This window comes from Mycobacterium sp. 663a-19 (genome assembly GCF_035616495.1).
Classification (GTDB): domain Bacteria; phylum Actinomycetota; class Actinomycetes; order Mycobacteriales; family Mycobacteriaceae; genus Mycobacterium.
In genome coordinates this window covers 233,545-257,833 of record NZ_JAPJAV010000007.1, presented here as the reverse complement: position 1 = coordinate 257,833, position 24,289 = coordinate 233,545, and the positions used below count along the sequence as shown (strand labels likewise).

General features: G+C 67.8%; 30 protein-coding genes and 1 pseudogene. 15 read left to right on the top strand and 16 right to left on the bottom strand.

Going from position 1 to position 24,289, the window contains the following annotated elements; all coding sequences use genetic code 11:
• Positions 1–90 precede the first annotated feature (90 nt).
• Positions 91–945: a sulfurtransferase gene (locus OQ968_RS14940; protein ID WP_324679246.1), complete on the bottom strand. Its 855-nt coding sequence runs from the start codon at positions 943–945 to the stop codon at positions 91–93.
• A 199-nt stretch (positions 946–1,144) separates the two neighbouring features.
• Between OQ968_RS14940 and OQ968_RS14935 the strand changes: the two genes are divergently transcribed.
• On the top strand, positions 1,145–1,459 hold the full coding sequence (locus OQ968_RS14935) for a hypothetical protein (RefSeq protein WP_324679093.1): 315 nt from the start codon (positions 1,145–1,147) through the stop codon (positions 1,457–1,459).
• A gap of 37 nt (positions 1,460–1,496) precedes the next feature.
• The gene (locus OQ968_RS14930) at positions 1,497–1,928 is read left to right on the top strand and encodes a hypothetical protein (protein ID WP_324679091.1); all 432 of its coding nucleotides are present in this window, start codon (positions 1,497–1,499) and stop codon (positions 1,926–1,928) included.
• On the opposite strand, the gene OQ968_RS14925 is transcribed toward OQ968_RS14930, so the two are convergent.
• Together OQ968_RS14925 and OQ968_RS14920 are read right to left on the bottom strand one after the other, a co-directional pair.
• Entirely contained in the window at positions 1,925–3,028 is a 1,104-nt protein-coding gene (locus OQ968_RS14925; RefSeq protein ID WP_324679089.1) for a glycosyltransferase, read from the bottom strand. The two genes, OQ968_RS14930 and OQ968_RS14925, sit on opposite strands and share 4 nt — an antisense overlap.
• A 95-nt stretch (positions 3,029–3,123) precedes the next feature.
• Positions 3,124–4,716: a Na+/H+ antiporter gene (locus OQ968_RS14920; protein ID WP_324679087.1), complete on the bottom strand. Its 1,593-nt coding sequence runs from the start codon at positions 4,714–4,716 to the stop codon at positions 3,124–3,126.
• A 55-nt stretch (positions 4,717–4,771) separates the two neighbouring features.
• On the opposite strand from OQ968_RS14920, the gene OQ968_RS14915 reads away from it, so the two are divergent.
• Genes OQ968_RS14915 through OQ968_RS14890 form a run of 6 tightly spaced genes read left to right on the top strand, consistent with a single transcriptional unit; the run spans position 4,772 to position 8,705 of the window.
• Positions 4,772–5,683 carry an RNA polymerase sigma-70 factor gene (locus OQ968_RS14915; protein ID WP_324679085.1) on the top strand — a complete coding sequence of 304 codons (912 nt, stop codon included), beginning with the start codon at positions 4,772–4,774 and terminating at the stop codon, positions 5,681–5,683.
• 4 nt (positions 5,684–5,687) lie between these two features.
• Positions 5,688–6,485, top strand: coding sequence for an SDR family oxidoreductase (locus OQ968_RS14910; protein WP_324679083.1), 798 nt, complete (start codon positions 5,688–5,690; stop codon positions 6,483–6,485).
• 41 nt (positions 6,486–6,526) lie between these two features.
• Positions 6,527–7,015: a hypothetical protein gene (locus OQ968_RS14905; RefSeq protein WP_324679256.1), complete on the top strand. Its 489-nt coding sequence runs from the start codon at positions 6,527–6,529 to the stop codon at positions 7,013–7,015.
• Positions 6,900–7,334, top strand: coding sequence for a protease inhibitor I42 family protein (locus OQ968_RS14900; RefSeq protein WP_324679244.1), 435 nt, complete (start codon positions 6,900–6,902; stop codon positions 7,332–7,334). The genes OQ968_RS14905 and OQ968_RS14900 overlap by 116 nt, the downstream gene beginning before the upstream one ends.
• Before the next feature lie 26 nt (positions 7,335–7,360).
• Entirely contained in the window at positions 7,361–7,840 is a 480-nt protein-coding gene (locus OQ968_RS14895) for a hypothetical protein (RefSeq protein ID WP_324679081.1), read from the top strand.
• Between the two features lie 49 nt (positions 7,841–7,889).
• Entirely contained in the window at positions 7,890–8,705 is an 816-nt protein-coding gene (locus OQ968_RS14890) for a lysophospholipid acyltransferase family protein (protein ID WP_324679079.1), read from the top strand.
• A gap of 13 nt (positions 8,706–8,718) precedes the next feature.
• On the opposite strand, the gene OQ968_RS14885 is transcribed toward OQ968_RS14890, so the two are convergent.
• From OQ968_RS14885 to OQ968_RS14870, 3 genes are all read right to left on the bottom strand, one after another.
• Positions 8,719–9,861 (bottom strand): PPE family protein, encoded by a 1,143-nt coding sequence (locus OQ968_RS14885; protein ID WP_324679077.1) that lies wholly within the window; start codon positions 9,859–9,861, stop codon positions 8,719–8,721.
• A 28-nt stretch (positions 9,862–9,889) separates the two neighbouring features.
• Positions 9,890–10,732 (bottom strand): PPE family protein, SVP subgroup, encoded by an 843-nt coding sequence (locus OQ968_RS14880; protein ID WP_324679075.1) that lies wholly within the window; start codon positions 10,730–10,732, stop codon positions 9,890–9,892.
• 285 nt (positions 10,733–11,017) lie between these two features.
• The gene (locus OQ968_RS14870; protein ID WP_324679073.1) at positions 11,018–12,292 is read right to left on the bottom strand and encodes an alpha/beta hydrolase; all 1,275 of its coding nucleotides are present in this window, start codon (positions 12,290–12,292) and stop codon (positions 11,018–11,020) included.
• 37 nt (positions 12,293–12,329) lie between these two features.
• Here OQ968_RS14870 and OQ968_RS14865 point away from each other — a divergent pair, with 37 nt between their 5' ends.
• Both OQ968_RS14865 and OQ968_RS24915 read left to right on the top strand, forming a co-directional pair.
• Positions 12,330–12,974, top strand: a complete 645-nt coding sequence (locus tag OQ968_RS14865; RefSeq protein ID WP_324679071.1) for a TIGR03085 family metal-binding protein — start codon at positions 12,330–12,332, stop codon at positions 12,972–12,974.
• A 375-nt stretch (positions 12,975–13,349) separates the two neighbouring features.
• Positions 13,350–13,406 (top strand): annotated as a pseudogene (locus tag OQ968_RS24915) (hypothetical protein); the annotation flags it as partial.
• A 24-nt stretch (positions 13,407–13,430) separates the two neighbouring features.
• Here OQ968_RS24915 and OQ968_RS14860 read toward each other — a convergent pair.
• The 4 genes from OQ968_RS14860 to OQ968_RS14845 form a co-directional block, all read right to left on the bottom strand.
• A complete protein-coding gene (locus tag OQ968_RS14860) occupies positions 13,431–13,634 on the bottom strand; it encodes a hypothetical protein (RefSeq protein WP_324679069.1) in 204 nt (67 codons plus the stop codon).
• Positions 13,635–13,657: 23 nt separating this feature from the next.
• Positions 13,658–15,037 (bottom strand): FAD-binding oxidoreductase, encoded by a 1,380-nt coding sequence (locus tag OQ968_RS14855; RefSeq protein WP_324679067.1) that lies wholly within the window; start codon positions 15,035–15,037, stop codon positions 13,658–13,660.
• A complete protein-coding gene (locus OQ968_RS14850; RefSeq protein ID WP_324679065.1) occupies positions 15,034–15,888 on the bottom strand; it encodes a phytanoyl-CoA dioxygenase family protein in 855 nt (284 codons plus the stop codon). The genes OQ968_RS14855 and OQ968_RS14850 overlap by 4 nt, the downstream gene beginning before the upstream one ends.
• 70 nt (positions 15,889–15,958) lie before the next feature.
• Entirely contained in the window at positions 15,959–16,258 is a 300-nt protein-coding gene (locus OQ968_RS14845; RefSeq protein WP_324679063.1) for a type II toxin-antitoxin system VapC family toxin, read from the bottom strand.
• Positions 16,259–16,531: 273 nt separating this feature from the next.
• Between OQ968_RS14845 and OQ968_RS14840 the strand changes: the two genes are divergently transcribed.
• From OQ968_RS14840 to OQ968_RS14830, 3 genes are all read left to right on the top strand, one after another.
• Complete coding sequence (locus OQ968_RS14840; protein ID WP_324679061.1) at positions 16,532–16,741, top strand: helix-turn-helix domain-containing protein; 210 nt, start codon at positions 16,532–16,534, stop codon at positions 16,739–16,741.
• Entirely contained in the window at positions 16,738–17,964 is a 1,227-nt protein-coding gene (locus tag OQ968_RS14835) for a type II toxin-antitoxin system HipA family toxin (RefSeq protein ID WP_324679059.1), read from the top strand. The genes OQ968_RS14840 and OQ968_RS14835 overlap by 4 nt, the downstream gene beginning before the upstream one ends.
• A 191-nt stretch (positions 17,965–18,155) precedes the next feature.
• On the top strand, positions 18,156–19,604 hold the full coding sequence (locus tag OQ968_RS14830) for a serine/threonine-protein kinase (protein ID WP_324679057.1): 1,449 nt from the start codon (positions 18,156–18,158) through the stop codon (positions 19,602–19,604).
• A gap of 101 nt (positions 19,605–19,705) precedes the next feature.
• Here the strand turns inward: OQ968_RS14830 and OQ968_RS14825 are convergent, their stop codons facing one another.
• The 4 genes from OQ968_RS14825 to OQ968_RS14810 all read right to left on the bottom strand — a co-directional run bounded on the left by OQ968_RS14825 (position 19,706) and on the right by OQ968_RS14810 (position 21,231).
• Positions 19,706–20,095, bottom strand: a complete 390-nt coding sequence (locus OQ968_RS14825) for a type II toxin-antitoxin system VapC family toxin (protein ID WP_324679055.1) — start codon at positions 20,093–20,095, stop codon at positions 19,706–19,708.
• Entirely contained in the window at positions 20,092–20,319 is a 228-nt protein-coding gene (locus tag OQ968_RS14820; protein WP_324679054.1) for a FitA-like ribbon-helix-helix domain-containing protein, read from the bottom strand. Before OQ968_RS14820 ends, OQ968_RS14825 begins: the two co-directional genes overlap by 4 nt.
• 474 nt (positions 20,320–20,793) lie before the next feature.
• Positions 20,794–21,051 carry a hypothetical protein gene (locus tag OQ968_RS14815; RefSeq protein ID WP_324679052.1) on the bottom strand — a complete coding sequence of 86 codons (258 nt, stop codon included), beginning with the start codon at positions 21,049–21,051 and terminating at the stop codon, positions 20,794–20,796.
• A gap of 39 nt (positions 21,052–21,090) precedes the next feature.
• On the bottom strand, positions 21,091–21,231 hold the full coding sequence (locus OQ968_RS14810) for a hypothetical protein (RefSeq protein WP_324679050.1): 141 nt from the start codon (positions 21,229–21,231) through the stop codon (positions 21,091–21,093).
• A gap of 27 nt (positions 21,232–21,258) precedes the next feature.
• Between OQ968_RS14810 and OQ968_RS14805 the strand changes: the two genes are divergently transcribed.
• Entirely contained in the window at positions 21,259–21,579 is a 321-nt protein-coding gene (locus OQ968_RS14805) for a FitA-like ribbon-helix-helix domain-containing protein (RefSeq protein WP_324679048.1), read from the top strand.
• Between the two features lie 138 nt (positions 21,580–21,717).
• Here the strand turns inward: OQ968_RS14805 and OQ968_RS14800 are convergent, their stop codons facing one another.
• Together OQ968_RS14800 and OQ968_RS14795 are read right to left on the bottom strand one after the other, a co-directional pair.
• Positions 21,718–22,251: an IS1096 element passenger TnpR family protein gene (locus OQ968_RS14800; protein ID WP_324679046.1), complete on the bottom strand. Its 534-nt coding sequence runs from the start codon at positions 22,249–22,251 to the stop codon at positions 21,718–21,720.
• A 31-nt stretch (positions 22,252–22,282) separates the two neighbouring features.
• Positions 22,283–23,551 carry a cytochrome P450 gene (locus tag OQ968_RS14795; RefSeq protein ID WP_324679044.1) on the bottom strand — a complete coding sequence of 423 codons (1,269 nt, stop codon included), beginning with the start codon at positions 23,549–23,551 and terminating at the stop codon, positions 22,283–22,285.
• An 87-nt stretch (positions 23,552–23,638) separates the two neighbouring features.
• Here OQ968_RS14795 and OQ968_RS14790 point away from each other — a divergent pair, with 87 nt between their 5' ends.
• Positions 23,639–24,097 carry a VOC family protein gene (locus tag OQ968_RS14790; RefSeq protein ID WP_324679042.1) on the top strand — a complete coding sequence of 153 codons (459 nt, stop codon included), beginning with the start codon at positions 23,639–23,641 and terminating at the stop codon, positions 24,095–24,097.
• Positions 24,098–24,289: the final 192 nt, after the last annotated feature.

Genomic DNA, 24,289 nt, shown 5'->3' with positions numbered 1-24,289 from the left:
GCTCCCGGCCGGCGGTGATGTGTCCGCCCGTGACATGGCCAAGGCCTACATCGGTGGAGTGGGCGCCGATCTTGGGCGCTTGCAAGCTGATTAAACGAGACCGCGGCTCACGGGGTGGCTCGGATCCGAGCACCACTCGGACCACGACCCGGGAAACAGGGCCGCCTCGCGGCCCGTCGCCGCGAGCGCCGCGATCGTGACGGTGGCGGTGACCCCCGAGCCGCAGTAGGCGCCCACCGGGCCGTCACGGTCGATGCCGCGGTCGGACAGCAGCCGGGCCAGTGCCTGGTCGCCGACGAACGTGCCGTCGGTGGCCAGCAGCGCCGTGCTCGGCAGGTTCTTGGCGCCGGGGATGTGCCCGGCGACGGGGTCGAGGGGTTCGACGTCGCCGCGAAAGCGTTCCGGCGCGCGGGCGTCGAGCAACGTCACACCGCCGGCCGCGGCCTGGTGGGCGGTCAGCGTGGGTCGGGCTCCGGCGTACAAATCACGTTGCGGCACAGCCACATTCCCCGGGTGCGGCTCGACCGGACCGGCCTCGAGAGCGTGTCCGGCGGAGCGCCACGCGGACAGGCCGCCGTCCAGGATCCGCACATTCGGCAGCCCCGCCGCCGTCAACACCCACCACGCGCGCGCGGAGCCGGCGCGATTCCAGTCGTCGTAGACCACGACCGACGAGTCTCGCCGGATTCCCCAGCGGCGCGCGGCGGTCTGCAGATCGCGCCCCGACGGTAGCGGGTGGCGGCCGCGGCCCGCGATCGTGTGATCGCTGAGTTCGTCCTCGAGCGAGACGTACACCGCGCCCGGGATGTGGCCCTCCAGGTAGGCCCGTCGCCCGTCGGGCTCGTCGAGCCGCCAACGCACGTCCAGCACGGTCAGCGGGTCGCCCGCCCGGATCAGGTCGGCCAACTCCGCCGCGGTGATCAGCACCCGGTTGCGCGCTTCCACCGTTCCAACCTCCTTCTCCCGGAAAAAGCGTAGCGTCACGCGAGTGGGTTATGTACGGGCATTCACCAGGTGCCTCGCGGTCGGCGTCGCGTTGGCTATATCGACAGCGGCCCCGGCCGGGGCAGCGCCAAACACCCAGTGCGCCTTGGTAACCCCCGTTCAAGAAGTGCACAGCGTATCCCAGCTTCCGCCCGAACTCGTGGAGATCCTGCCGCCCATCGCCGACATCGGCGCGCCGTTCAATGCGACCGACTCGGTCAGCGATCCAACGCTGCCGTTCCGCCGCCTGATTCGCGCCGGCCATCGCGGCACCGACTGGTTCGTCTGGTACGAGCACGGCGGCGTCGGCTATTCGTGGCAGGCGGTCGTCGCGCGGATCGTGCCCGGCAGCGCCGCACAGGTGTTGGCGAACGCGGGAACGATCTCGGACACGCTGTGCACACTCACCGATGGCGTCTTTGCCGGCCAGGTGCCGCCCTACCCACCCGGTTCGTGGGCCGTCGCCGATTTCTAACGACGGATCCGACCGCCAGACAACGGAGGTACGAGAAATGAGCGCATCACAGCAGTCGCAGATCCGGACCCGCATGTTCGCCCGCGTATTGGGGCCGTTCTTCACGATCGTCCCCACCACGGTCGCCGTGCGCGGCTCCTACATGCAGACCCTGTTCAACGAGTTCAAGGCAAATCCCATGTGGCCGTGGCTGTATGGCGCCATCCTGCTGATGTTCGGCTTGGTGATCATCGCGTTTCACCAGTATTGGCGCAGCCTGGCGGCGGTCATCGTGTCGGTGGTCGGCTGGTTTCTGGCCATCCGCGGCGTGTTGTTGCTGACCGTTCCCCGGGCCTACGACGCCGCCGGCAACGCCATCTACAGCTCGGGCGCGACCGTGGCGATCTGGGTGCTGTTCGGCTGCCTGGCCGCGGCCGGCCTGTACATGACCTACGTCGGCTGGAAGCCCGAACGGTCGACGGGCGGTTAGGTTCCCAGCGACGCCAGCATTCCCGCCGCGGCCCGCTGCCAGGTGAAGTCCTCCGCGCGGCGCCGAGCGGAGCTGCGCCGGTATGGCTCGGGGCGGTTGACGATCGCGCCGACGGCCCGCGCGATGGCGAAGGGGTCGTTGTCGGCCAGGGCGCCGCTGTCGGGGGTGACGATCTCGGTCAGCGCCGACGTGCGCGACACCACTGCGGGCGTTCCGCATGCCAGCGACTCCAGCGCGGCGAGGCCGAAGGTCTCGTGCGGGCCGGGCGCCAGCGTCACGTCGGCCGTGGCGAGCAGGCCCGCGACGGCGTGGCGGTCGTCGATGAAGCCGGTGAAGTCGATGGGCAGCCGGGCGGCCTGCCGTTGCAGCCGGGCCCGCAACGGGCCCTCGCCGGCGACGACCAACCGGGCATCGACGCCGGCGTGGCACAGGGCGCCCAGTGCGTCGATGCTGCGGTCGACCCGCTTTTCCACCGACAGCCGGCCGCAGTGCACCAGCAGGATCTGTTCAGGCGCGGCCCATCGCCGCCGCACCAGGTGTGAGTGCCGGCGCGGGTGGAAGGTGTGCAGGTCCACGCCCAGCGGCACGGTGACGGTGTTCGTGGCGCCGATCCGGTCGAATTCCTCGCGGGCGAAACCCGTGGTGCACACCACGGTGTCGTAATTGGCGGCGGTGCGCCGGTTGGCGAAGTCGGCGAACCTCTCCGCGGGCCGATGCGGAAGTATCTGCCCCACAAGGCGATCGAGGCGCTCATGGGAGATCATCACCGTGTTGGCGCCGTGTTCGCGGCCCCACGGCCCCAGTGACCGCAGCGTGAGCCGGTCGGAGACCTCCAACGCGTCGGGCTTCAGCGACTCCAACACTCGCTTGACCGGCCACGGCCGCACCGCCCGGTAGCCGCCCGTGAACGGAATCAGCCTGGCGGGCAACGTGATTCGTACGACGCCCGTCGGCAGCCGGATGCACTCGGCGCGCGCGCCGGGAACGATCAGGAACACCTCGTGCCCGGCGGCGCAGTATTCCGCGCCCAGGCGATCCACCGCGGTGCGAAGGCCGCCGGAGCGGGGGCCGTAGAAGTTGGCGACCTGTGCCACGCGCATACCGTGAGGACAGCCGCCGCGCGTGTGCGGGCAACGATGTGGAATCGACGCGCGCCTGAACAGTCCGTGAATTCCCACAAGCGGCTATACCTCGTCTATTCGGAGTCGGCGTCGCCGAGCAGTTGCACTTCCTCCAGGTCCATTTCGTTCTGCAACTCGCGCAGCACGATGTCGTCGATCAGGTTCTGGTTTCGCAGCGCGGTGATTTCCCGGCGCTTGTGCTCGAGCACACCCAGGCGCACCCGTCGTACCTTCTCCTTGCCCTTGAGCAGGCGGTGATTCGGTGAGCCGTCCTCGGTGGCCAGCACCAGCGCGGCCTTTTCCTCGTATTCCTTTTGCAGCCGTCGCCGAAGGTCGTCGCTGATGCCGACCTCGTCGGCCACCGTCGGCAGCGCGTCGAGCGCCGCCTGAGCGCCGCGCCTGCGGGCCAGTTGCAGTTCCTCCCCGTGGGCGACGTCTTCGGGCATCTTGGCCCAGCGCACCACGGCCGGTAGCGTGCTGCCCTGGACCAGGACCGTCACCAGGATGACGACAACGACGATGAAGATGAGCAGGCTGCGGTCGGGGAACGGCGCACCGCTGAGCGTGGTCGTCGGGACGGCCAGCGCCGCGGCCAGCGACACTGCCCCGCGGAATCCCGCCCACGCGGTGACGAAACGCTGCCGCCAGGGGATGCGACGTTCGCGCTGCGCTTGGCGACGGTCCAGGAGGCGGATCAGCGCGGTGGTGGCCTCCCCCCAGATGATGCGGGACACGATGACGACACCGGTGATGGCAAGCGCCAGATACAGCGCGTGGCGAAGCCCGCCCTCGACGCCGGAAATGCCGCGCAGCGCACCCGGGATCTGGACCCCGACGAACACCCACAGCGAGCCGTTGAGCAGGAAGGTCGCGGAGTCCCAGAACGCGTAGGACTGCAGCCGGGAACGGGCCCGGATCACCACCGGCCCGGAGTAGGCCAGCACCAGTGCCGACACCAGGACCGCGACCACGCCGCTGCACTCGAATGCCTGGGCCAGCAGGAACGCCGCGAACGGTGTCAGCAGGCTCAGGGCGCCTTCCTCTTGCGGGGCGTCCATGCGTTTGCGCGCGACGGTCGCCAATCCGCCGACGAGCAGCCCGGCGGCGATACCGCCGAGGTAGGACACCACGAACCGGGCGGCCACCTCCGGCGGGCTGATCGCCGAGCCGCCGATCGCGATGTGCACGCTCAGGACGAACAAGACCAGCGCGGTGCCGTCGTTGATCAGGCTCTCGGCCTTGAGCACAGTGAGCGACCGGCGCGGCAGCTTTCGCGCGAGGCCGGCCACCGCCGCCGCGTCGGTGGGGGACAGCACGGCGCCGAGGACGCCGGCGGCGTGGGAGTCCATGCCCAGCGCCCGCGCCGTCCACGACACCGCCGCCGCGGTGGCGATCACCAGGACGACGCTGAGGAAGACGATGATGCGCACGTTCGTGCGCATCTCGCGAAAGCTGGTGTTCAGGCCCTCCCAATAGAGGATCGCGGGCAGGAACAGCAACAGCACGATCTCGCCGTTGATGTGAAAGTGACCGAATTGCGGGATCAGACCCAGCAGGGCGCCCAGCAGGATGAGCAACACCGGGGGACCCACCCGATAGCGCCGGCCGATGACCGTCCCGACGATGACGGTGGACACCAGCGCGACGATCAGGACGAGGCCAAACACCAGCCCCATCCTGCCGGACCTGGCCGGTTTGCGCGTGACGGGGCAGGCTGGCAGTGTGACCGACCTCGTCGAGGATTTCGAGGCGCAGCGGCCGCGCCTGTTCTGGTTGGCGTACCGACTGCTGGGGTCGGCGAGCGAGGCGGAAGACGCGGTGCAGGACGCGTACCTGCGGCTGCACGGCGCCGACCAGGCGCTCATCGAATCGCTGCCGGCCTGGCTCACCAAGGCCGTCACGAACCTGTGCCTCAACCGGCTCACGTCGGCGCGCGCCCGACGGGAGGTCTACCCCGGGCCGTGGCTTCCGGAGCCGGTCCGCACCGACGACCGGACGCTCGGCCCGCTGGAAACCGCCGAGCAACGCGAGTCGGTGTCCATCGCGCTGCTGACCCTGTTGGAGCGGCTCAAACCCAACGAGCGGGCGGCGTTCGTGCTCCGAGAGGCGTTCGCGTACAGCCACTTCGAGGTCGCCGAGATCCTGCAGACGTCGGAGGCCAACGCCCGGCAGCTGTACCGGCGCGCGCGGCAACGACTGGGTGAGCCCCGCCGGCCGGCGCAGCGACCGGATCGGGCGCAGTGGCGGCGGCTGGTGGACCGGTTCTTCATCGCCGCCGGCGCCGGCGACGTGGCCGGACTCGTCGACATCCTGACCGCCGACGTGACGTCGACGGCCGACGGCGGCGGCAAGGTGGCGGCCGCGCGGCGCCCGATCTTCGGCCGCGACCGGATGGCGACGTACGCGGCGCGGGTGTTCAGCAGGAACCTGGCGGCGCCGCGGGTGCGGTTGGAGGTCGCCGAGGTCAACGGCGAGCCCGCGATGCTGGCCTTCGACGGCGACACGCTGTCCGGCGTCCTGTGCTTCGAGATCACCGACGAGCGGATCGCGGCCCTGCGGATCCTGGCCAATCCCGACAAGTTGAGGTTCCTCGCCGGGCAGCTGTCACATCCGGCCGACCTGCCCGGTTCATAAGGGTATGGCGAACCGAGTACTGGTCACCGGCGGCACCGGCACCGTCGGCCGCGTCGTCGTCGACAACCTGGTGGCCGCGGGCATCCCGGTCCGCGTCCTGAGCCGGGGACGACGGGTCCATCAGCGCGCCGACGTCGAGCACGTCGTCGGCGACGTGCGATCCGGTGACGGGCTCGAGGCGGCGATGGGCGGCGTCGACACGATCGTGCACTGCATCTATCCCACCGAGCGCCTGGTCGCCGCGGCGAAGCGGGCGGGCTCACCGCATCTGGTCTACGTGTCCATCGTCGGGATCGACCGCGTCCCGTTCGCCCTCTACCGCACCATGCTCGCCAACGAAAGCACGATCGCCGACTCGGGCCTGCCCTGGACGGTGCTGCGGGCCACCCAGTTTCACGACCTGATCGCCTTCGTGTTGCGCATGCTGGCGAAGCCGCCGGTGATGGCGCTGGCGTCGGGCCTGAGGTTCCAGCCGGTCGACGTGCGCGACGTGGGCGCCCGGTTGGCCGAGTTGGCGCTGGGCGAGCCGATGGGGCGGGCGCCGGATTTCGGCGGCCCGCAGGTGCGCGCGCTCGACGACCTCGCCCGCAGCTACCTGGCGACCGTCGGTAAGCGCCGGCCGATCGTCCCGATCCGGTTGCCCGGCAAGGTGTTTGGTGGGATACGGGCCGGCGGGCTGCTCACCCCGGAGCACGCCGACGGCAAGATCACCTTCGAGCAGTACCTCGGTGAACAAGTCGCCGCCGGCCAGCGGCCGTACAAAGACGCCATCCGCGCGTACCTGCCCCAGCGCCGGCGGTGAGCGTGCTTCGCGCGGGAGTGTGGTTTCTCACAGCCGTCGAAATGGCGGTCGGGCTGGTGGCGACGCTGGCGCCGCGGGCGTTCTACGACCACGTGCCCTGGGTGGACCTCGTCCCGCCGTTCTCGGAGCACCTGATGCGCGACTACGGCGCGATGAATCTCTCGCTCGCGCTCGTATTCGTCGCCGCCGCAATGACGATGGAGCGCCGCATGGTGCGCATCGCGCTGGGCGCGTACCTGTTGTTCGCCGTCCCGCACCTGATCTTTCACGTCACCCACCTGGAGGGGTTCACGACGGCGGCCGTGGCCGGGCAGACGATCACCCTCGCGGTGGCCGTGCTGCTGCCGGTTGCCCTGCTGGTCCTCACGGCGTGGCGACCCGGGCGACACCCCATAATGGACGCAAATGACCGTCGTGAAGATCAGGCTCTTGGTGACCGTCGCGATGCTCGTTACATCGACGTTGGTGGGCTGCAACTTCCAGTCCAGGAACCCGCCGACGAGCAAAACCCTCCAGGTCTCGATGGATGAGGTGCTGAGGCAGGGCGTCATCACGCAGAACGTCACCTTGTCCGTCGGCAACACGTTGACCCTGAAATTGGGCTCGAACTACACCACCCCGTACCGGTGGACGGCCGAGACGAAGATCGGCGACGCGAGCATCGTCAAGCAAACCAGTCACCAGTTTGTGCAACCGACCTCCGACGCGCTGGGGGCGCCGGGGACCGAGGTCTGGACGTTCACGGCGCTGAAGCCCGGCGTCACGACGATCACCACCTACTACACCAGCTTCGTGGGCGGCGACCCGACACCGAAGAGCACCTACAACGCGACGGTGACCGTGCGGTAGACGGCTCCTCGCGCTACGGTCTGGCTGTGATCGGCTTCCTTCGCAACTGGCCCCAGTTGAGCAACGTGCCGGCGGAACTCCGCGAACAGCTCGAGGCCGAGGGTCTGGTTTTCCTTGCCCCCCGGGTCGGCGTGAGCCGGCACTTCAGCGGCCATGTCCCGGGCGTGTTTTCGGCCGCGGGCGTGTCCCGCTACACGGGCGCGTTCGCCTTCAGCGCCGCGCGGATCGTCGCCACCTTTCCCGCGCGCGGCGACACCAACCTGCGGTCAATCGACTGCGCCTGGGACACCGACTCGGGACCGGCGACCGCGACCATCACCAACAAGGGCCTCGTGATCGATATCGAGCTGCACGGGGTGGACCGCGCGTGCAGCGGCAAGATGAAGCTGAATTACAAGAGGAAGATCCCCGACGAGGTGCTGCAACGGCTGCCGACGACGTCGCTGCGGTTTCGGGTCGACCCCGCCTTCGTGTATCGCGCGGCTGGCGTACGTCCCAAGGTTTAGGCGACCAAAGGCTCTATCGGCCGCCGCGGGGGCGGCTCAAAATCCGTGAATGAGCGACAACCATTCCGGCTCAGCCGACATCGACAAATGGGATCGCGCCCTGACGGAGCACGTCGTCGCGCTGACCCGCCCGATCGTCAAGCTCTATTTCCGTTCCGAGGTCCGGGGCCTGGACCTCATCCCGCCCGGCCCGTCCCTGGTGGTGTCCAACCATTCCGGCGGTCTCACGTCGTTCGACCTGTCCGTGTTCGCCGTCGGCTATTACGACAAGTTCGGCTACGAGCGTCCGCTCTATGCGCTCGGGTTCGACACGATATTCGGCGGACCGGCCAGCGAATTCCTCAACCGCACCGGGGTGATCCGCGCGACGCGCGAGAACGCGGCGAAGGCGTTGGCCTCCGGTGCCGTCGTATTGGTCTTCCCGGGCGGCGATTTCGACGTGTACCGGCCGAGCATGCGGGAGAACGTCATCAACTTCGGCGGCCGAACCGGCTACGTCACAACGGCCATCGAGGCCGGGGTGCCGATCGTCCCCGCGGTCTCCATCGGCGGGCAGGAAGGCCAGCTGTACCTGAGCCGCGGCACTTGGTTGTCGCGACTGCTGCGGCTCACCAACTTCGAACGCAAGCACTTCCGAACCAACATCCTGCCAATAACTTTCGGGTGGCCGTTCGGGCTGAGCGTCCTGGCGCCGGTCAACGTGCCGCTGCCCACCAAGATCGTCACCGAGGTGCTCAAGCCGATCGACACCGCCGCCTTCGGCCGCACGCCCGACGTCGAACACGTCGACGCGCTGGTGCGCGGGCTGATGCAGAAGGGGCTCGACGAGCTGGCCGCCAAGCGCCGCTTCCCGGTATTCGGTTGAAGGTTGAAGCCCCTTATACGACAACCGATTTCGGCATCACAGTGGGCTTGAACCCGTAGCGCGGCCCGGCGAACCCGACGCCCTTCCCGGCGGTGGCCATCGCCGGCATCCCTGCCGCCACCGTCGACACCGGGGCCGATTCTTCCGGTGCGACGGTCCAGCCGGAGCCCTCCAGCGCCGAGGCGCCCGAGTGCATCGCCGGGGCGGCCGCGGACCAACTGCCCGGCACCGACAGGCCGCCGACCGTCGACGCCCGGCCCACGCCGGCCAGCACCGGCGCCCCGCCGAAACCGGTTGAGGCCGGGGCCGCGCCGACCAGCGCCGGGGCGCCGATCGGGACCGCGCCGGGCCCGGCTCCCGCGGCGGCCGCCGCAGGCGTGAGGGTGTGGTTGAGCAACACCGAAGTCGGGATGGTGTTCATGACCCACCACGCGGTGGTGTTCACCGCGCCGTTGATCGTGTTCGACACCAGCGAGTTGCTCAGGATGCTGGGCGGGTCGGCCGCGAGCGGGGCGGCAAGCCCGGCAACGGTATTGGGCAAGTTGGAGATCGTCTGCGTCAGCCCCGCCTGGGTGGCGGTGGCGGCGCCGGCGCGGGCGACCGCCGCGGCCTGGCCCGCCTCCCCGGCCGGGTTGGCGGTCGGTGCCGGCGGGGTCATCGGGATCAATCTCCCGGCCGCCGCCGAGGAGGCTGCGTAGGCGTACATGGCGGCGGCGTCCTGGGCCCACATCTCGCCGTAGTGGGCCTCGGTGGCCATGATCGCCGGCGTGTTCACGCCCAGGAAGTTGGTCGCGACCAGGGCCGCCAGCTGAGCCCGGTTGGCGGCGATCGCCGGCGGGGGCACCGTCGCGGCAAAGGCCGCCTCGAAGGCGGCCGCGGAGGCCGTGGCCTGCGCGGCCGCATGCTGGGCCTGCGCGGCGGTGACGTTCAGCCACTCGATGTACGGCTGGACCGCGGCGGCCATCGTCGCCGACGCCGGGCCGATCCACTGCCCGCCGGTCAGCTCCGAGATCACCGACTCGTAGCCGGCGGCCGTCGCATTCAACTCGGCGGCCAGATTGCTCCACGCCGTCGCGGCGGCCATCATCGGCCCCGCACCCGCACCGGCGTACATGCGCGCGGAGTTGATCTCTGGGGGAAATGCTCCGAAATCCATTTCTCTGCCTCTCCTTTGAAGAAATCCGTTAGCCGACCGTCGGTCGTCCCATCACGGTGGGCTTGACGCCGTATCGCGGTGCGCCGTAGCCGCCGGCCTTTCCGGCCGTGGCCATCGACGGCATCGCGGCCGGCACGGTTGCCGGCGACGCGGTTTGCGCCGCCGGGGCGGTCCAGCCCGCGGTCGTCACGGCGGCGGGGCTGGCCGCCGCCGGGGCGGCGCCCGCGGCCCAGCTCGGCGGCACCGACAGCTGGCCGACCGAAGCCGCCTGGCCCAGGCCCGCGACCATCGGGACGCCGCCCGAACCCCCAAGGCCGGCCGGAGCGACGGCGCCCGTCGGGATTCCCACGGCCGCGTCGGGCACCAGCCCTCCTTCGGAGACGAGGCCGGCCCCCGGCTGGACGAGCAGGCCCCCGGCGGCCATGTTGAGCAGATTCGACGATGCCGAGGACCAGTTACCCGCCCCGATGTCGATGATGTCGGCCAAGGGGGTGGCCGGCGGGTCGGCGGCGGCGGGAGCGGCGGCGGGGGCGACGTTGGGGGCGGGACCCAGAGCGGAGATCGGTCCCTGCGCCGCGGTCGCGGCGGAGTTGGTGGACTCGGTGGCCGTGTACGAATTCGCGCTGGTCCCCAGGGTGTGAACGAACTGCTCGTGATTCGCCGTAGCCTGCGCGCTGATCGATTGGTAGAGGCTGCCGTACGCCGAGAAGATCGCAGCCTGCAGCGCCGATACCTCGTCGGCGGCGGCGGGAGCAACGCCCGTGGTGGGGGCTGCGCTGGCCGCGCTTTCGGCCGCCAGCGCCGAGCCGAGCGTTTGCAGCTTGCCCGCCGCGTAGAGCAACGCTTCGGGCTGTGTCGTCACGAAAGACATCGATGTCTCCTTTGTGTAAAAGCCGTGGCTTCTTGACGGTTGGAGGCCGCCACAACCTGGTTTGACCGCCCGGCGTTCGGCGAAACCGCGGAACGACCGAGGGCCGCGTGTATTAGCGCCGGCTCTCGATGCTGCGCTATGGCGAAACGTATGCCGCGGCGGTCGCTATCTGAGTCGTCGGCTGCGCGGCTGTGGGTTTGAGTGGGTGATGGTCCGGGCGGGCTCCTCGGCCACCTCACGAGCCCGCAATTTCAGCTCGACCAACCGTTACACGAAAGATCGAGGCTAGGCGACGTTGGCCTGGCGTTGCGTCGCATAGACCTCGGCCAGGAATTGCTCGACGGCGACCGCGGCGTGGGCCGCGCGGGCCGAGCCGAAGATGTCGAAAGCGTGTTGGGTGAACGGCAATTCGGCGTACACGACGGGCTGGTTGCTGACTTCGCGCAGCTTGGCGGTGAAGTCGCGCGCCTGCTCGACGAAGGCCAGCGAGTCGTTTTTGCCGTGCAGCACGAAAAACGGGGGAGCGTCGGGGTTCACGCGGTGGATCGGCGATGCGTCGGCGAACGTCTGCGGGTGCGTCGAGGGCTGTTGTTTGATGATCGACTTGATGAGCAGTGCCGGCATCATCGCGTGCATCGAGTCGTCGAGGCGGGTGAAATCGTAAATGCCGTAAAAGGGTACGGCCGCCTGAACCCGGGTGTCGGCATTCTCGAAACCCGGCTGAAACTGCGGGTCGTTCGGCGTCAGCGCGGCCAGCGACGACAGATGACCGCCCGCCGAACCGCCGGTGATGGCTATGAAGTCGGGGTCGCCGCCGTATTCGGCGATGTGCTCTTTGACCCACACGAGGGCGCGTTTGACGTCGACGATGTGGCTGGGCCAGGTGTTGCGCGGGCTGTGCCGGTAGTTGATCGCCACGCAGATCCAGCCGAGCTCGGCGAGGTGGCTCATCAACGGATGTGCTTGTCCGCGCTTGTTTCCCGTCGTCCAGGCGCCGCCGGGGATCTGGAAGAGCACCGGCGCCTTGCCGTTCAGGTCGAGGTCGGGCCGCCGCCAGATGTCGAGGAGATTGGCGCGGCCGAATTCGCCGTAGCTGATGTTGGCGTCGTGGGCGTAGTCGCGGTAGATCCGGAACATCCGCACGACTCCCGGTGCTTTGGCGTTGCCGGCGCCGTCGGGCCGGCGCCAGAGGCCCGCCGACTCGGTGCGGCGTCCCGGGCCCAGGCCCTCGTCCAGCGCCTTGGACAGCGGGACATTGGCCTTGTGGCCCGCGCGACTGAAGTTCAGCAAGCCCGCCGCCGAGACGGCGGCGACCAGCCACGCGATCGCCCGCACCGGCCCGGTCAGGCGGCGCTGCGTCAACGCCAGTCCGCCGAGCTGGCTGACCAGCGTCTGCAGCGGCAACTCCGTCACGATAAAACCGAACAGCCACGAGTACAGCGACATGTACCCCTTGCGCGCCAGGGGGCGATATGCGTTGAGGGTCGACGCTGCCGTCACCGCCGTGACCACCAGCGATCCGAGTTGCCGAACGATGTGGCTGATCTGAGCTCTCTGCATGCGGTCACCTTACGAGGTCGCCGTAGACTCCGGCTTCGTGACATCGGTTCCGCCGGATGCACAAGAGCGCCTCGAGTTGTGCGACTTCTTCGACGTGGTGGGTCCCACGGCTCCGACGCTGCTCGACGGCTGGACCGCGCACGATCTCGCCGCGCACGTGGTGTTGCGGGAGCACGACCTGGTTGCCGGCCCCTGCCTTGTTCTACCTGGTGCTTTCGGACGGTTCGCAGAGCGACGTCGAGCCGCGCTGGCCGGGCGCCGGGACTTCACGTGGCTGGTGGCGCGGATTCGGTCCGGGCCGCCGCCCGGGTTCTTCCGCCTCGGGTGGGTGCGCGCGATGGCGAACCTCAACGAGTTCTTCGTTCACCACGAGGACGTCCGCAGGGCGAATAGTCGAGGGCCGCGTGTTCTCGGGCCGGAGATGGACGCCGCCTTGTGGCGAAACGTATGCCGCGGCGGCCGCTATCTGAGCCGGCGACTGCGCGGCTGCGGGCTGGAGCTGTCGTGGGCCGGAACCGAGGAGCGGGTGATGGTTCGGACGGGCTCACCGACCGCGCGGCTCAGCGGGGCGCCGGGCGAATTGCTGCTATATCTCTTCGGGCGCCAGGCCGCGGCGCGGGTGGACGTGAGCGGACCACCTGAGGCCATCGCGGCCGTGCGTGGCGCGCACTTCGGCATGTGAGGCGGCGGCAGGGTTTTGCGTCACATCAGCCACACTGGTTTCTGGAAGAGGCGGCACACACTTTGTCCACCTCTCAGCGACTGTTCACTTGCCGAGCGTCCTCAAAATGCCGGCTTGGACGGCGTGTCGCCGTACATATGAGCGCGTTCGCGGGTCTAGAAAACGGCCGACTGCTCGATGATGTTGACCAGCACGCGCAGGCCGATCGCGAGGGCCCCTCGTCAAAACACCGCTTGGCATCTATAGGAGCATCAATTCGCGACGGCGGGTTGAGTTGTCGCGCTGAGGCGGGCATATCGTCATATCCCTAACTTCCTGTGACGTAAGGGATTCAAAGCCTGGCAGGAGCCCAACGGCTGGCGACATAATGGCGCCATGCCCAGTGTACGAATCAACGACGTCCCCGAAGACACTCACCGAGTTCTGCGGGAGCGAGCGGCGCGCGCCCACCAATCCCTACAGGAATACCTTCGAGGCCGTCTGATCGCCGATGCGGATCAACCCACCCTGGATGAGGTTCTGGACCGCATCGCCGCGCGCCGTGGTGGCCGTGTATCTTTTGAGGCTGCTATCGATCACGTTCGGGGAGAACGTGATCGTCGTTGATGCCAGCATATTGGCTGTGGCGCTGGCCGAGGCCCTGGGTGCCGTGCTGGTCACCGCTGATGCACGTCTTTCAGGTGCTAGCCGTCGCCGAAGAGGACGTCGGGATTGAGGATGCCCGCCGGGTCGAAGCTCTTTTTGATGCGGCGCATGAGGTCGACCTTGACGGGGTCTTCGAGTTCGAGGAAGTACGGGGTCTTGGCGCGGCCGAGGCCGTGTTCGCCGGAGATCGCGCCGCCCAATTCCATTGCCAGCGCGAAGATGTCGGTCATCAGCGTCTTCTTTTTCGACGGGTCCTTACAGATGATCGCCAGGTGCACGTTGCCGTCGCCGGCGTGCCCGCAGCCCGCCGCGGCCCCGCCGGCCGCCGCCGCCAGATCGCGCGCGGCCGATAGGAATTTCGGCATCGCCGAGCGCGGCACGACGGTGTCGATGATGTCGTCGGCGCCGATCGCCTTGGCCGTCCAGAACGCCTTCTCGCGCGCCTCGATCAGCTTGCGCGCCGAAACCCCTTCCAGCACATAGGCGTCGACGGCGCCCAGCTCGGCGACGAGCGAGCCGGCCCGCTCGACGTCCTCGTCGAGCCGGTGCGCCATCTGATTCTCAAGCGCCACAACGAGATACGCTTGGCAGCTGTCGCGGATCTGATCGGGGATGCCCAGCTCGAGGTTCTGCGTGTGGACGAGCGCGGCCATCGTCATGTTGTCGATGTACTCGAGGATGTAGGGCGCCAGCCCGCTGGCCAGGATGCGAGGAACCGCCGCCATGACCTGGTCGAAGTCGGCGAACGGCGCGAGCACGGTGGCGCTGTGGGCAAGGCGCGGATGAAGCTTGACGATCACCTCGGTGGCCAGGGCCAGGGTGCCCTCGGAGCCGACGATGAGCTGGGTCAGGTCGTAGCCGGTGGACACCTTGGCGATCTTGCCGCCGGTCCGGATGATCTCGCCGGTCGGCAGGACGGCCTGCAACCCGAGCACGTTGTGGCGGGCGATGCCGTACTTGACCGCGCGCATGCCCCCGGCGTTGGTGCCGACGTTGCCGCCGACGCTGGAGGACAGCTCGCCGGGATGAACCATGTAGCTCAGCCCGACGTCGCCGGTCGCGGCGTCCAGTTCGGTCAGCGTCACACCCGGTTGGACGACGGCGACCTGGTTCGTCGTGTCGACCTCGAGCACCGCGTTCATCCGCTCGAAGGAGATGACCAGCCCGCCCTCGCGCGGTATCGCGGCGCCCGACAGGCCGGTCCCGGATCCGCGGGCCGTCACCGGAATCCCTTGCTCCGTCGCGGTTTTCAGCAGCCGCGCGACCTCGTCGGCGGTGGCCGGCCTCGCAACATACGCGGGCCGCTGCGGCGCCGTTGTCAGCACCTCGTCGTGGAAATAGTCGTCGGGGATCGCGTCGCCGGTCAGCAGGTTGTGGGCGCCGACGATCTCCGCGAACCGCGCCGTCACGTCGCTCAAGGTTCGTCCAACAACCGCAGCGGGTGCAAGCCGTCGACGGCGCCGACGAACGGCGGGTGGATGCTGTAGCCGATCATGCGTCGAATGTCGTCGGAGACGGTCCGAGCGACGTCGCGCGGTATCGACAGCGTGAACGCCTCCATCGGCCGCAGCCACGGCTGGCAGTATTGGGCCGTGACGGCCAGCCGCGCGCGGGCGCTCGTGTTGGCGCCGCCGCCGTGCCAGAGGGTTCCCACGAAAAACACGCACGAGCCGGCGGGCATGACCACGGGCAGCGCGGGATCGTCCGGCCCGGGCGGACGCCGGCCCCAGCGATGACTGCCGGGGAAGAGCACCGTGGCGCCGTTGTCGGCGGTGAAGTCGTCGATCGCCCAGATCGTCGCCGCGGCCAGGGGTGCCCGCGGCCGCGGGATCGGGTAGAACCCGTCGTCGTGGTGGGGCAGCTGCGCGGACTCGCCGGGCTGAATGTTGATGGCCTGCAACGCCGAAAGCAGGTAGTTGGGCATCAGCAGCCGATCGAGCACCGCCAGCACCCGCGGATGATCGACGAGCCGGTCGCACACGCGCGTCCGGCTCAGCACGCTGTAGATGCGCTGGGTGCGACGTCCTTCGAATGCGTTGCGTCCGGTGGGCCCGAGCCAGGGGCCGACGGTGTCGCGGATCTGCCGGCAATCGTCCGGGCCGAGCAGGTTCTCCCAGATGACGTAGCCGTCGCGGTCGAGGGCGGCCATGTCGGCGTCGACGATCGCGGGGTCGACGGAGGCGCCGCTGCTCGGTGTCCATTTGTGCCGGCCCGCCAAGTCGCCCCGGAGGTCGTCCAGCGTGGTGACCGGCTCGTCATCGAGGCTCATACGCCGACCTTGAACCGATGTTGACCGCTGGTCAAGTGATTCGGCGCGGGACGGCGGCGTGCCCTGGGCCTCAGCGGACACCAATGATGGTCAACCTGTCGTGAATGCCCTTGAAGTCAGCATCGTTGCGGGTGATGAGCGGAAGATCCAGCGCGACGGCGGCCGCTGCAGTGAGCAGATCGAATCGGCGCGGCTTCGGGTCCCGGCCGACGGCTCGAACCGTGGCGCACAGCGCTCCGTAGATCCGCGCGGCGCGGGTATCGAACGGGATCGGGTCGAAGGTATTGGTGATCCAGTGATAGCGCTGCTCGCGGGCAGCGTTGAGGAGTGGATCGTCGGTGTGTAAGCCGTACGAGAGCTGGACATTCACGACCAGCGCTCCCGTTCCGTTGCGCCTCGATTTGGGTGCTCTGGGCGAGCAATAGCGATGCGGCCCGGCCGCTCGCTCCTGCGAGCAGTCCGCGGATGTCGTCCGCGGTGAGGGCTGAGCCGAACGCTGCCGCGCAATCTAAAGCATGAAAGATAAAGCATAGAGGCTTGACTTCCACCGCCTTGCCGCCGCATGCTGTTTATGCATGAGATTTCAAGCATAAGGAGCAACATGGCTGGCCCAAGGCGAAGCAAGCCACGACTTGACGCCGCTATGCCTGATATTGCACGCATAGGACGCGCATTCGCTGAGCGCCGGATCGCGTTGCGGCTCACCCAACAGACCCTCGCGGACCTCGCCGGCGTCTCTCGGTCCAGCGTTCAGGCGCTCGAGCGGGGGAGCGGCTCGGTCAAGTTTGGCTACGTCGTCGAGATCGCCGACACCTTGGGATTGCGGATCGTCCTGGGCACCGCGGACGAATGACGAGACCGCGCCGGCCCGACCTACGGACCATCGCCGAAGCCGATGTCTACATCGGCGAAAGCCTTGCCGCTCGACTCGTTCGCGAACGCGGGGACACCATCAGCTTCGACTACATCGATCACTCCCCGACGGGGGCCAGCATCCGCGACCGATCCGTATCGTGGTCGCTGCTGAGGTCCGCCGACTACCCGGTTGTCACCACCGGTGGTGCTGTTCCGCCGTTCTTCGCGGGGCTGCTTCCGGAAGGGGTCCGGCTCGGAGTCGTGACATCATCGACGAAGACCTCGGCCGACGATCACCTCACGTTGCTGCTTGCGATCGGCGCGGACACTGTCGGCAATGTCCGGGTGGTCCCGGCGGGAACCGATCCGGCTTCACCGCCGCCGATGTTCGAGCCCGAGCGTGACACCGACTTTCGCGCGGTCTTTGCGAAGTTGACCGGCTCCGTCGAGGCCGACCCCGTGGGTCTGGCAGGTGTGCAGCCCAAGGTGAGTGCCGCGATGTTTTCGGCACCGGCCCAAACCCGATCCGGCCCAGCGATATTGAAGCTCAATCCCGTTCAGTACCCGCTGATCGTCGAAAATGAGCACTTCTTTATGACGATGGCCGCCGCATGCGGATTGCGGGTCGCAGCCACATCGCTGCTGCATGACGCCGAGGGGCGCAGCGCTTTGCTGGTGACCCGATTCGATCGGGCAGGGTCGACGCGAATAGCGCAAGAGGACGCGTGCCAAGTCGCGGGTATCTACCCGGCTTCCAAGTACCGCATCAAAACCGAGACGGCCATCACGGCACTCGCCGACGCATGCGGTCGAGGCGGCGGGTCGAAGCCTGCGGCAATCCGGGAGTTGCTCAAAACCGTTGTGTTTTCGTGGCTTATCGGCAACGGCGACCTGCATGGCAAGAACCTGTCGATCTACAACCCAGATGGTATTTGGCAACCCACTCCCGCCTACGACCTGCTGTGTACCCAGCCCTACACCCGATGGCGGGATCCCATGGCTCTCAACCTTTACGGCCGCGCCAACCGGCTCACGCGCGCGGATTTCATCGGCGCCGGCGAACGCCTGGGTCTACGGCCGCGCGCCGTCACGAGGATGATTGACGCGATTGTCGTTGCTGCACAAGACTGGCCGGACAGATGCGGTGAAATCGGTTTCGATGACCGGCAAACCAAGATGCTCGCGCAGATGCTGCGTGCCAGAATTGACAGCCTCCGATAAAGCTCGCGGGGTCCATGGCGCCAGCGTCGCACAACGCCCGGGGCCGGGCGACGCTAGCCTGCCACGCGGAACCGGGGGCCTTGTCCGTCGGTGCCCCGAAGTGACGTCCACCACGGGCGCCGTCGGGTCATGTGAGCGCTCGATTCGGGCACACTGGGTGTCGCGAGCACGTCTGGCTGAAAGGAATTCCAATGTCGTCCCGTTTCGGGCCATACGAGCTGCGATCGCCGATCGGTGCCGGCGCGACGGGCAAGGTGTATCGGGCCTACGACACGGTTAAGGATCGGACGGTCGCGCTCAAGCTGCTGCGCGCCGAGTTATCCGCGGATCCGGGCTTCCAGCAACGCTTTTACCAACAGTGCCGGGCGGTGGCGCGAATACAGGAGCCCCACATCATCCCGGTGCACGACTTCGGCGAGATCGACGGGGTGCTGTTCCTCGACATGCACCTGGTCGACGGCGGCAGCCTGCGGGACCTGCTGCGCGAGCGGGGCGCGCTGGAGGCCTCGCGGGCGGCGTCGATCACGGCGCAGGTGGCGCGCGCGCTGGACGCCGCGCACGCCGGTGGGCTGTTGCACCTCGACGTCAAACCCGAAAACGTCCTGCTCACGCCCGACCACTTCGCCTACGTCGTCGACTGCGGCATCGCGCACGCCGCCGGCGACGACCGGATGTCGCGCACCTACATGGCGCCCGAGCGGTTCACCAGCGGATGGGTGGGGCCGCAGACCGACGTGTATTCGCTGGCGTGTGTGCTCTACGAGTGCCTCACCGGCCAGCCGCCGTTCGAGGGCGCGGGACCGCAGGAGCTGAAGCGCGCGCACCTGTTGTCCCCGGCACCGCGGCCCAGCATCATGCGCCGCGGCGTGGGCCGGGCCCTCGACGACGTCGTCGCGCAAGGCATGGCCAAGCAGCGTTCGGCGCGGTTCGCCTCCGCGGGGGAGCTCGCCCGCGCGGCCAGCGAGGCGGTGTCTTCGGCCTACGAGCCTGTTGCGGTGGGGGCCGGCGCGAGCCTGCCGCTGCGCACGCGGCCGTTTACGACGGTCTATCCGAACCCCGACGACACCGGCTGCAGCCCGTATCCGCCCCCGGATGCGCCGCCCGAGCGCCCGGCCCGCCCGTTGGTGATCGGTCGCGCGCCGCTGGTGTTGACCGCGGCGGCCTTGGTGGCGCTGATCGTCGGGCTGGTGTTGGCCGTGGCATCGGTCTTTGTCGGCAACCACCGCAACGGCTCGCCCCCGCCGCCGCGCACGGCGACGGCCGCGCCTCCGGCGCCACCGACGCCCGCCCCGAAGACGCAGTCGTTGTCTGCTCCCGTCAAGGGTGCCGACGGGTTAGGGTTCGTCGGCGAGACGGCGCGGTGCGACCCGGGCAATCCGCCGGCGGCCGTGGTGCGAACCGCCAAGTCACTCGCGGTGGTGTGCCAAAACCTCAGCGGCAGCTATTACTACCGGGGCGAGCGGATCCGCGACGGCGCCAACATCGAACTGTCCAACGCCGAGCGCGTCGGCGACGGGTTCGACGTCACCAACCCGGTCGACGGCACCCTGTACGAGGTGCGCCCGAACCGGCTCAGGATCATCAGCAACGGCCACGTCGATTCGTCGGAGCCGGTGCTGCAATACGCCACGGCGTCGTGATCACCAGGGGCGCAATGAGGGTGGCACAAGACTATCCGGACGCCCTGCTCACGCCAGAGTCGTTGAGTCTGCTTGTGTTTGACTTGCCAGCCTGATTCCGATCAAGCGACGAGCTCGATGTCGGCATTATGACCGTGGGATTGAGCCAGTCTCCCGTCGCAGGTGATAAGCCTCGCAGCGAGCCCCTCGGCGAGGGCGAGGTATACGCCGTCGGCAACGGTATGAGTGCTCCGCAGTTGGTAAGCACGTGCGACCAATGGCTTTATAGGCCAACGCCGAACCGGCATGCTTCGAAAGTCGGCGACAGCGACGAGTCCTTCGTGATCGCTGATCAGCCGGCGCACAACCGCTCGCCGTATCGCCCCGACGACCTCGACGTCGAAATGGGCGGGCGCATGCACCGTCTCGCCCTGCAAGCGTCCAGCCACCGTCGCGCCCGGCCGGGTCGCGAGAACGAGTTCTACAGCCGCTGAGGCATCCAACACGATCACTCGGACCGAGCTTCTTCTACCAGTTCAGCCGCGCTGACGCCGAGATCTCGCCGCGGCAACGCTGCGAGGCGATCGAGGAGGTCATCAAGGGCGGGTTCTTCAGCGATTTCACTCAGGCGGGCAAGCAGGAAATCGCTGAGGCTCATCCGGTGCGCCGCTGCCCGGATCTTCAGTTCGCGGACGAGTTCATCGGGCACATTTCGGATCTGAACCATTGAAGACATGCGTCGAGCATAGCTCACATGTTTATCGCATGCATACAGCTGGGCTTCGGTCGCCGGATTCCACCACGAGTCGAGCAGAAACCTGGCTACCGTTGCCGTCTCGCGACAGGCAACCCGAGGTCGGCTGCCCGAGCGGCAAGCTTGTCGTCGAACGTGGCGATTGGGGCATTATGCTGCTCCGCGCTGTAGAGCACGCAGCAGTCCGGCATCTTGAGCATGGTCGTAGCGCGCAGCTCACCAAGGCGGTGGGCCGCGCCGGCCGGAAGGTCTGGGTTCTCGATCTTGCAACTGTGCCAGCAGCCGGTGAAGCCGGTCGGCTTGCCCGGCCCGGGCGGCACCGACGTACACCCCGGCGAGGGTGATAACGCTGGCGGCGAATGATTCGGACGCGTGCCCGGTGAGCAGAGTGGTCGCGTCGGTGTGGTGAGCGTCGGCCGACTCGAAATGCCCAATCAAGACGCAAGTCCAGGATGATCACTCGGGCCAGTCCTCGCGGAGCTCCTTGAGGTAGTCAGCCCCGAAGACACCGGCCAATGCGCCGACTGCTTGCTGGCGTTTGCGAGCGGCTGCAGCGTGATCGTGCGCGAGGGCGTCCCGTCCCACGAGGATGAGTTGATGCAACAGGGTGCCCGGCTTGTCGGCGAGCTCGGGCCACGTGCGGCGGGCGATCTCCAGCGCGTTGCTGATGTCGCCGGTTTCTGTGATGGTGTGGCGCCGGTGGTGGGTCGGCATCTCCAAAGTGTTACACCAATTGTCTTGGTGTAACACCGACTAGTTCTGCGGGACGACCCCGTGGACGTCGATTGTGCCCTGGCGTTGATGGAATCGGCTTGCCCGCGCGAGCGTGTTCGCGTCGAGGGTGGCGTAGATGCCTGGCTGCCTGGGCGGCGTCGTGATCATGCGTGCTGTCACAAGCGGGATTGTGGGAGCATCGGCGGCGTGAAGCAGCTGCTGCTCCGAGTGCCCGAGGATCTTCACCGCCGGTTGGTCGCGCGTGCGGCGCGCGAGGGGCGCAGCCTGAACGCGATGGCGACCGAGATCCTGGGCGCGGCCGCCGACGCGGATAGCGGCGATCGACGAGCGCAACTGCGCGCTGCGGCGGCCGCGGCGGGCACGTTACGCCGCGTGAAGGCGCGACCGGTGAGTGCCGACCGACGGCGGCGGATCATCGAGTCGACGCGCGGCCTCGGTCCCCGGATCGACGAGTTGCTCGCGCAAGAGCGCGAGAATGAGCATCGCCGGCCAACGCTTGGTCTGTGAACGCGCCGGCACGAGGATGATCGACGCGATTCTGGCTGCGGCACAAGACTATCCGGACAGATGCGGGAAGGTGCCCTCGAAACCAAGCTACTGGCGCAAATGCTGCGCAGCAGAATCGACAGCTTGCGATAACTCGACCTAACCCGGCGGTCGCGATCCCCACCCTGGACGCAGCGGCGGCAGATCGCTAAGTCCGGGGTCGGGCGGTTCAGTGTTTTCGCCGTCGTCGTCGATCCAGCGGCGACCGTATTGGTCGGGAATCGTGCCCCACCCCCAATACGGAAGCGGGGATTGCGGCATGATCCCCAATTCGGACTCCGGATCGATCCGTTCCGGTGCCACCTCGCACAGATACGTCCAGCCGTCGCCGAAATCGAACTCGTAGACGAACTGCTCGCCCAGCGACAACGCCGACAACTTCATCTCGTCGCCGTCGAGGATTCCCATGTCAAAGTCGTCGTACTCGGGCTGGCCGATGACTCGGCCGTCGGCCAGCTCGAACTTGTAGAGGTGCGCGCGGTCCCAGCGGGCGAACGCGGTGTCGATCGCCTCGGCCAGCTGGCTGAACCTGTGCGACCGGGCCGCGGCAAAGACCCGGCCGGGCCGCGGCCAGAAATACTCGCCCCGTCCGCTGACCAGGTCCACCCGAATCGACAACCAGGTTCGCGCCACGGTTAGCCATGTTGCCCTGCCGGCCAAGCGATTACCACGGGCGCGACGTGCCGAGGCTGGTTCCTGGTGTGAAGGTGACGGGCAGCTTGCCCAGCCCGGTCATGCTGGGGTTGCTGGTGTATTCGTCGACGTTGTCGAGGTCGACCCGGTAGTCGGGCAGGCGGTCGAGCACCGCCCTGACCATCACCTCGGACATCAGGCGGGCCAGGTGCGAGCCGATGCAGCGATGCGGCCCGAGCCCAAAGGCCAGGTGGCGGTTGGGCATTCGATCCAGGACGACGTCGTCGGGCCGGTCGAATTCCTGCTCGTCGTGGTTGGCGGAGAGCCAGCTGATGATGACGCGGTCGTTCTTGCGGAGGTGTTGGCCGTTGAGCTCGACGTCTCTGGTGACCGTGCGGCTCAGTGACTTGTTGACCGAGAAGTAGCGCAGGAATTCGTCGGTGGCGGTGCGGTAGAGCTCCGGGTGGTCGATGAGTTGTCGCCTCAGGTCCGGGTGGGTGCCCAGGTGTTTGAGCGTGAGCGCGGTCTGGGAGGTGGTGGTGTCGACGCCGCCGCCGATGAGGTTCCAGATGATGTTGAGCAGCTGCTCGTCGGTGAGGCGCCGGCCGTCGAACTCGAACTGGATGAGGAAGCTGGTGAGGTCGTCTGTTGGTTTGGCTCTTCTCGCCGCCGCGTAGTCGAGAACGCCCTGCATCATGGCAGGGACTTTGGCGATGGCTTCCAGATACTCCGGGCTGTCTTGGGGGACGGCCATGACGGAGTGGAAGAGGTTGGCGTAGAGGTGCCAGTTGTCATACGGCAGGCCCATTAGCTTCATGGTGAGGATGGCCGGGACGGGGCTGGCGTAGTCGAGAACGAGGTCCATCTGGCCGTCGGCGATTTTTTGGTCGAGGAACCAGTGGGCCGATTGCTCCATGAACGGCTTCAGTTTTTCGACGGCGCCGGGCGAGAAGAACGGGGCCAGCGCGTGGCGTAGGGCCAGGTGGTACTCGCCGTCGACCTCGCCGATGCCCAGGGCCGGCTGGCCTTCCGGCCGCGGGACGCCCATCTCGCCCTGGTAGTCGACTCCGTCTTCGGAGTTGGGGTCGTATCTGTGGGAGAAGGTGTCGTCGTCTCGGGCCGTTTGGCTGACCGCATCGTAGCTGCTGAGGTACCAGAATCCGTCGTAGTTCTGGTTCCAGGCGACGGGGCATCGTTGTCTGAGGTCGGCGTTGATCCGCTGTTGGTTGAGGTTGAACTCGTCGGAGTGGTGGTCGAAGTCGACGACGGCTTTTGGGTCGACTTCGGGACGGGTTGTCATCTGAACAATCCTCCACCGCAACGAGAGCTGGGCTTTCTATATTATCTTTGTATTATTACGCCCCGGGCTCTGTCGAGAAAGGCCGTCATGGGTAGGCACCGAACGACTTTCAACCACGTCGGGCTGTGCGTGGCCGACCGCGAGAGGTCGCGTCGCTTCTACGAGGGCCTGCTCGGCTTCCGGTTCTGGTGGGAGATCGAACCGCCGGACGACCGCACCGCCCAGCTGGTCGGTCTGCCCGAGCCGCTCGGAGTGCACGCGACTTACCTGGTGCGGGACGGCTTGGTGCTCGAGCTGATCGATTTCTCGAAGCGTGAAGTTCACGCTGGCGCCGAGCGGGTGATGGACCACGTCGGGCTCACGCACATCTCGTTTTCGGTTTCCGATCCCCATGGCGTGTTGGCTCGGGTTGCGGAGTTCGGCGGAGCGGTGATCGACGGGACGGTGACCGAGGGGTCCGCGATGATCCGGGACCCGGACGGGCAGTTGCTGGAGTTGCTTTCGGAGGGGTGGCTGTCGGCGCTGCCGCCGCGACCGTCGGCCTGAGCTCACTTGACTTGGTTGTTTCGACGATCTCGATCGCCATTGGGGCAAGGGCTAGGGACTATCCATCCGCTCGAGCCCCGCCTCCCACTTCTGAGATTGTTTGCTGATTACTGGCGCTGATTTTGTCGCCGTCCGTGATGCTGCATCATGCGTGTGTCAAAGCGACGCGGTGCGCTATCCAGGCAGCGTTCT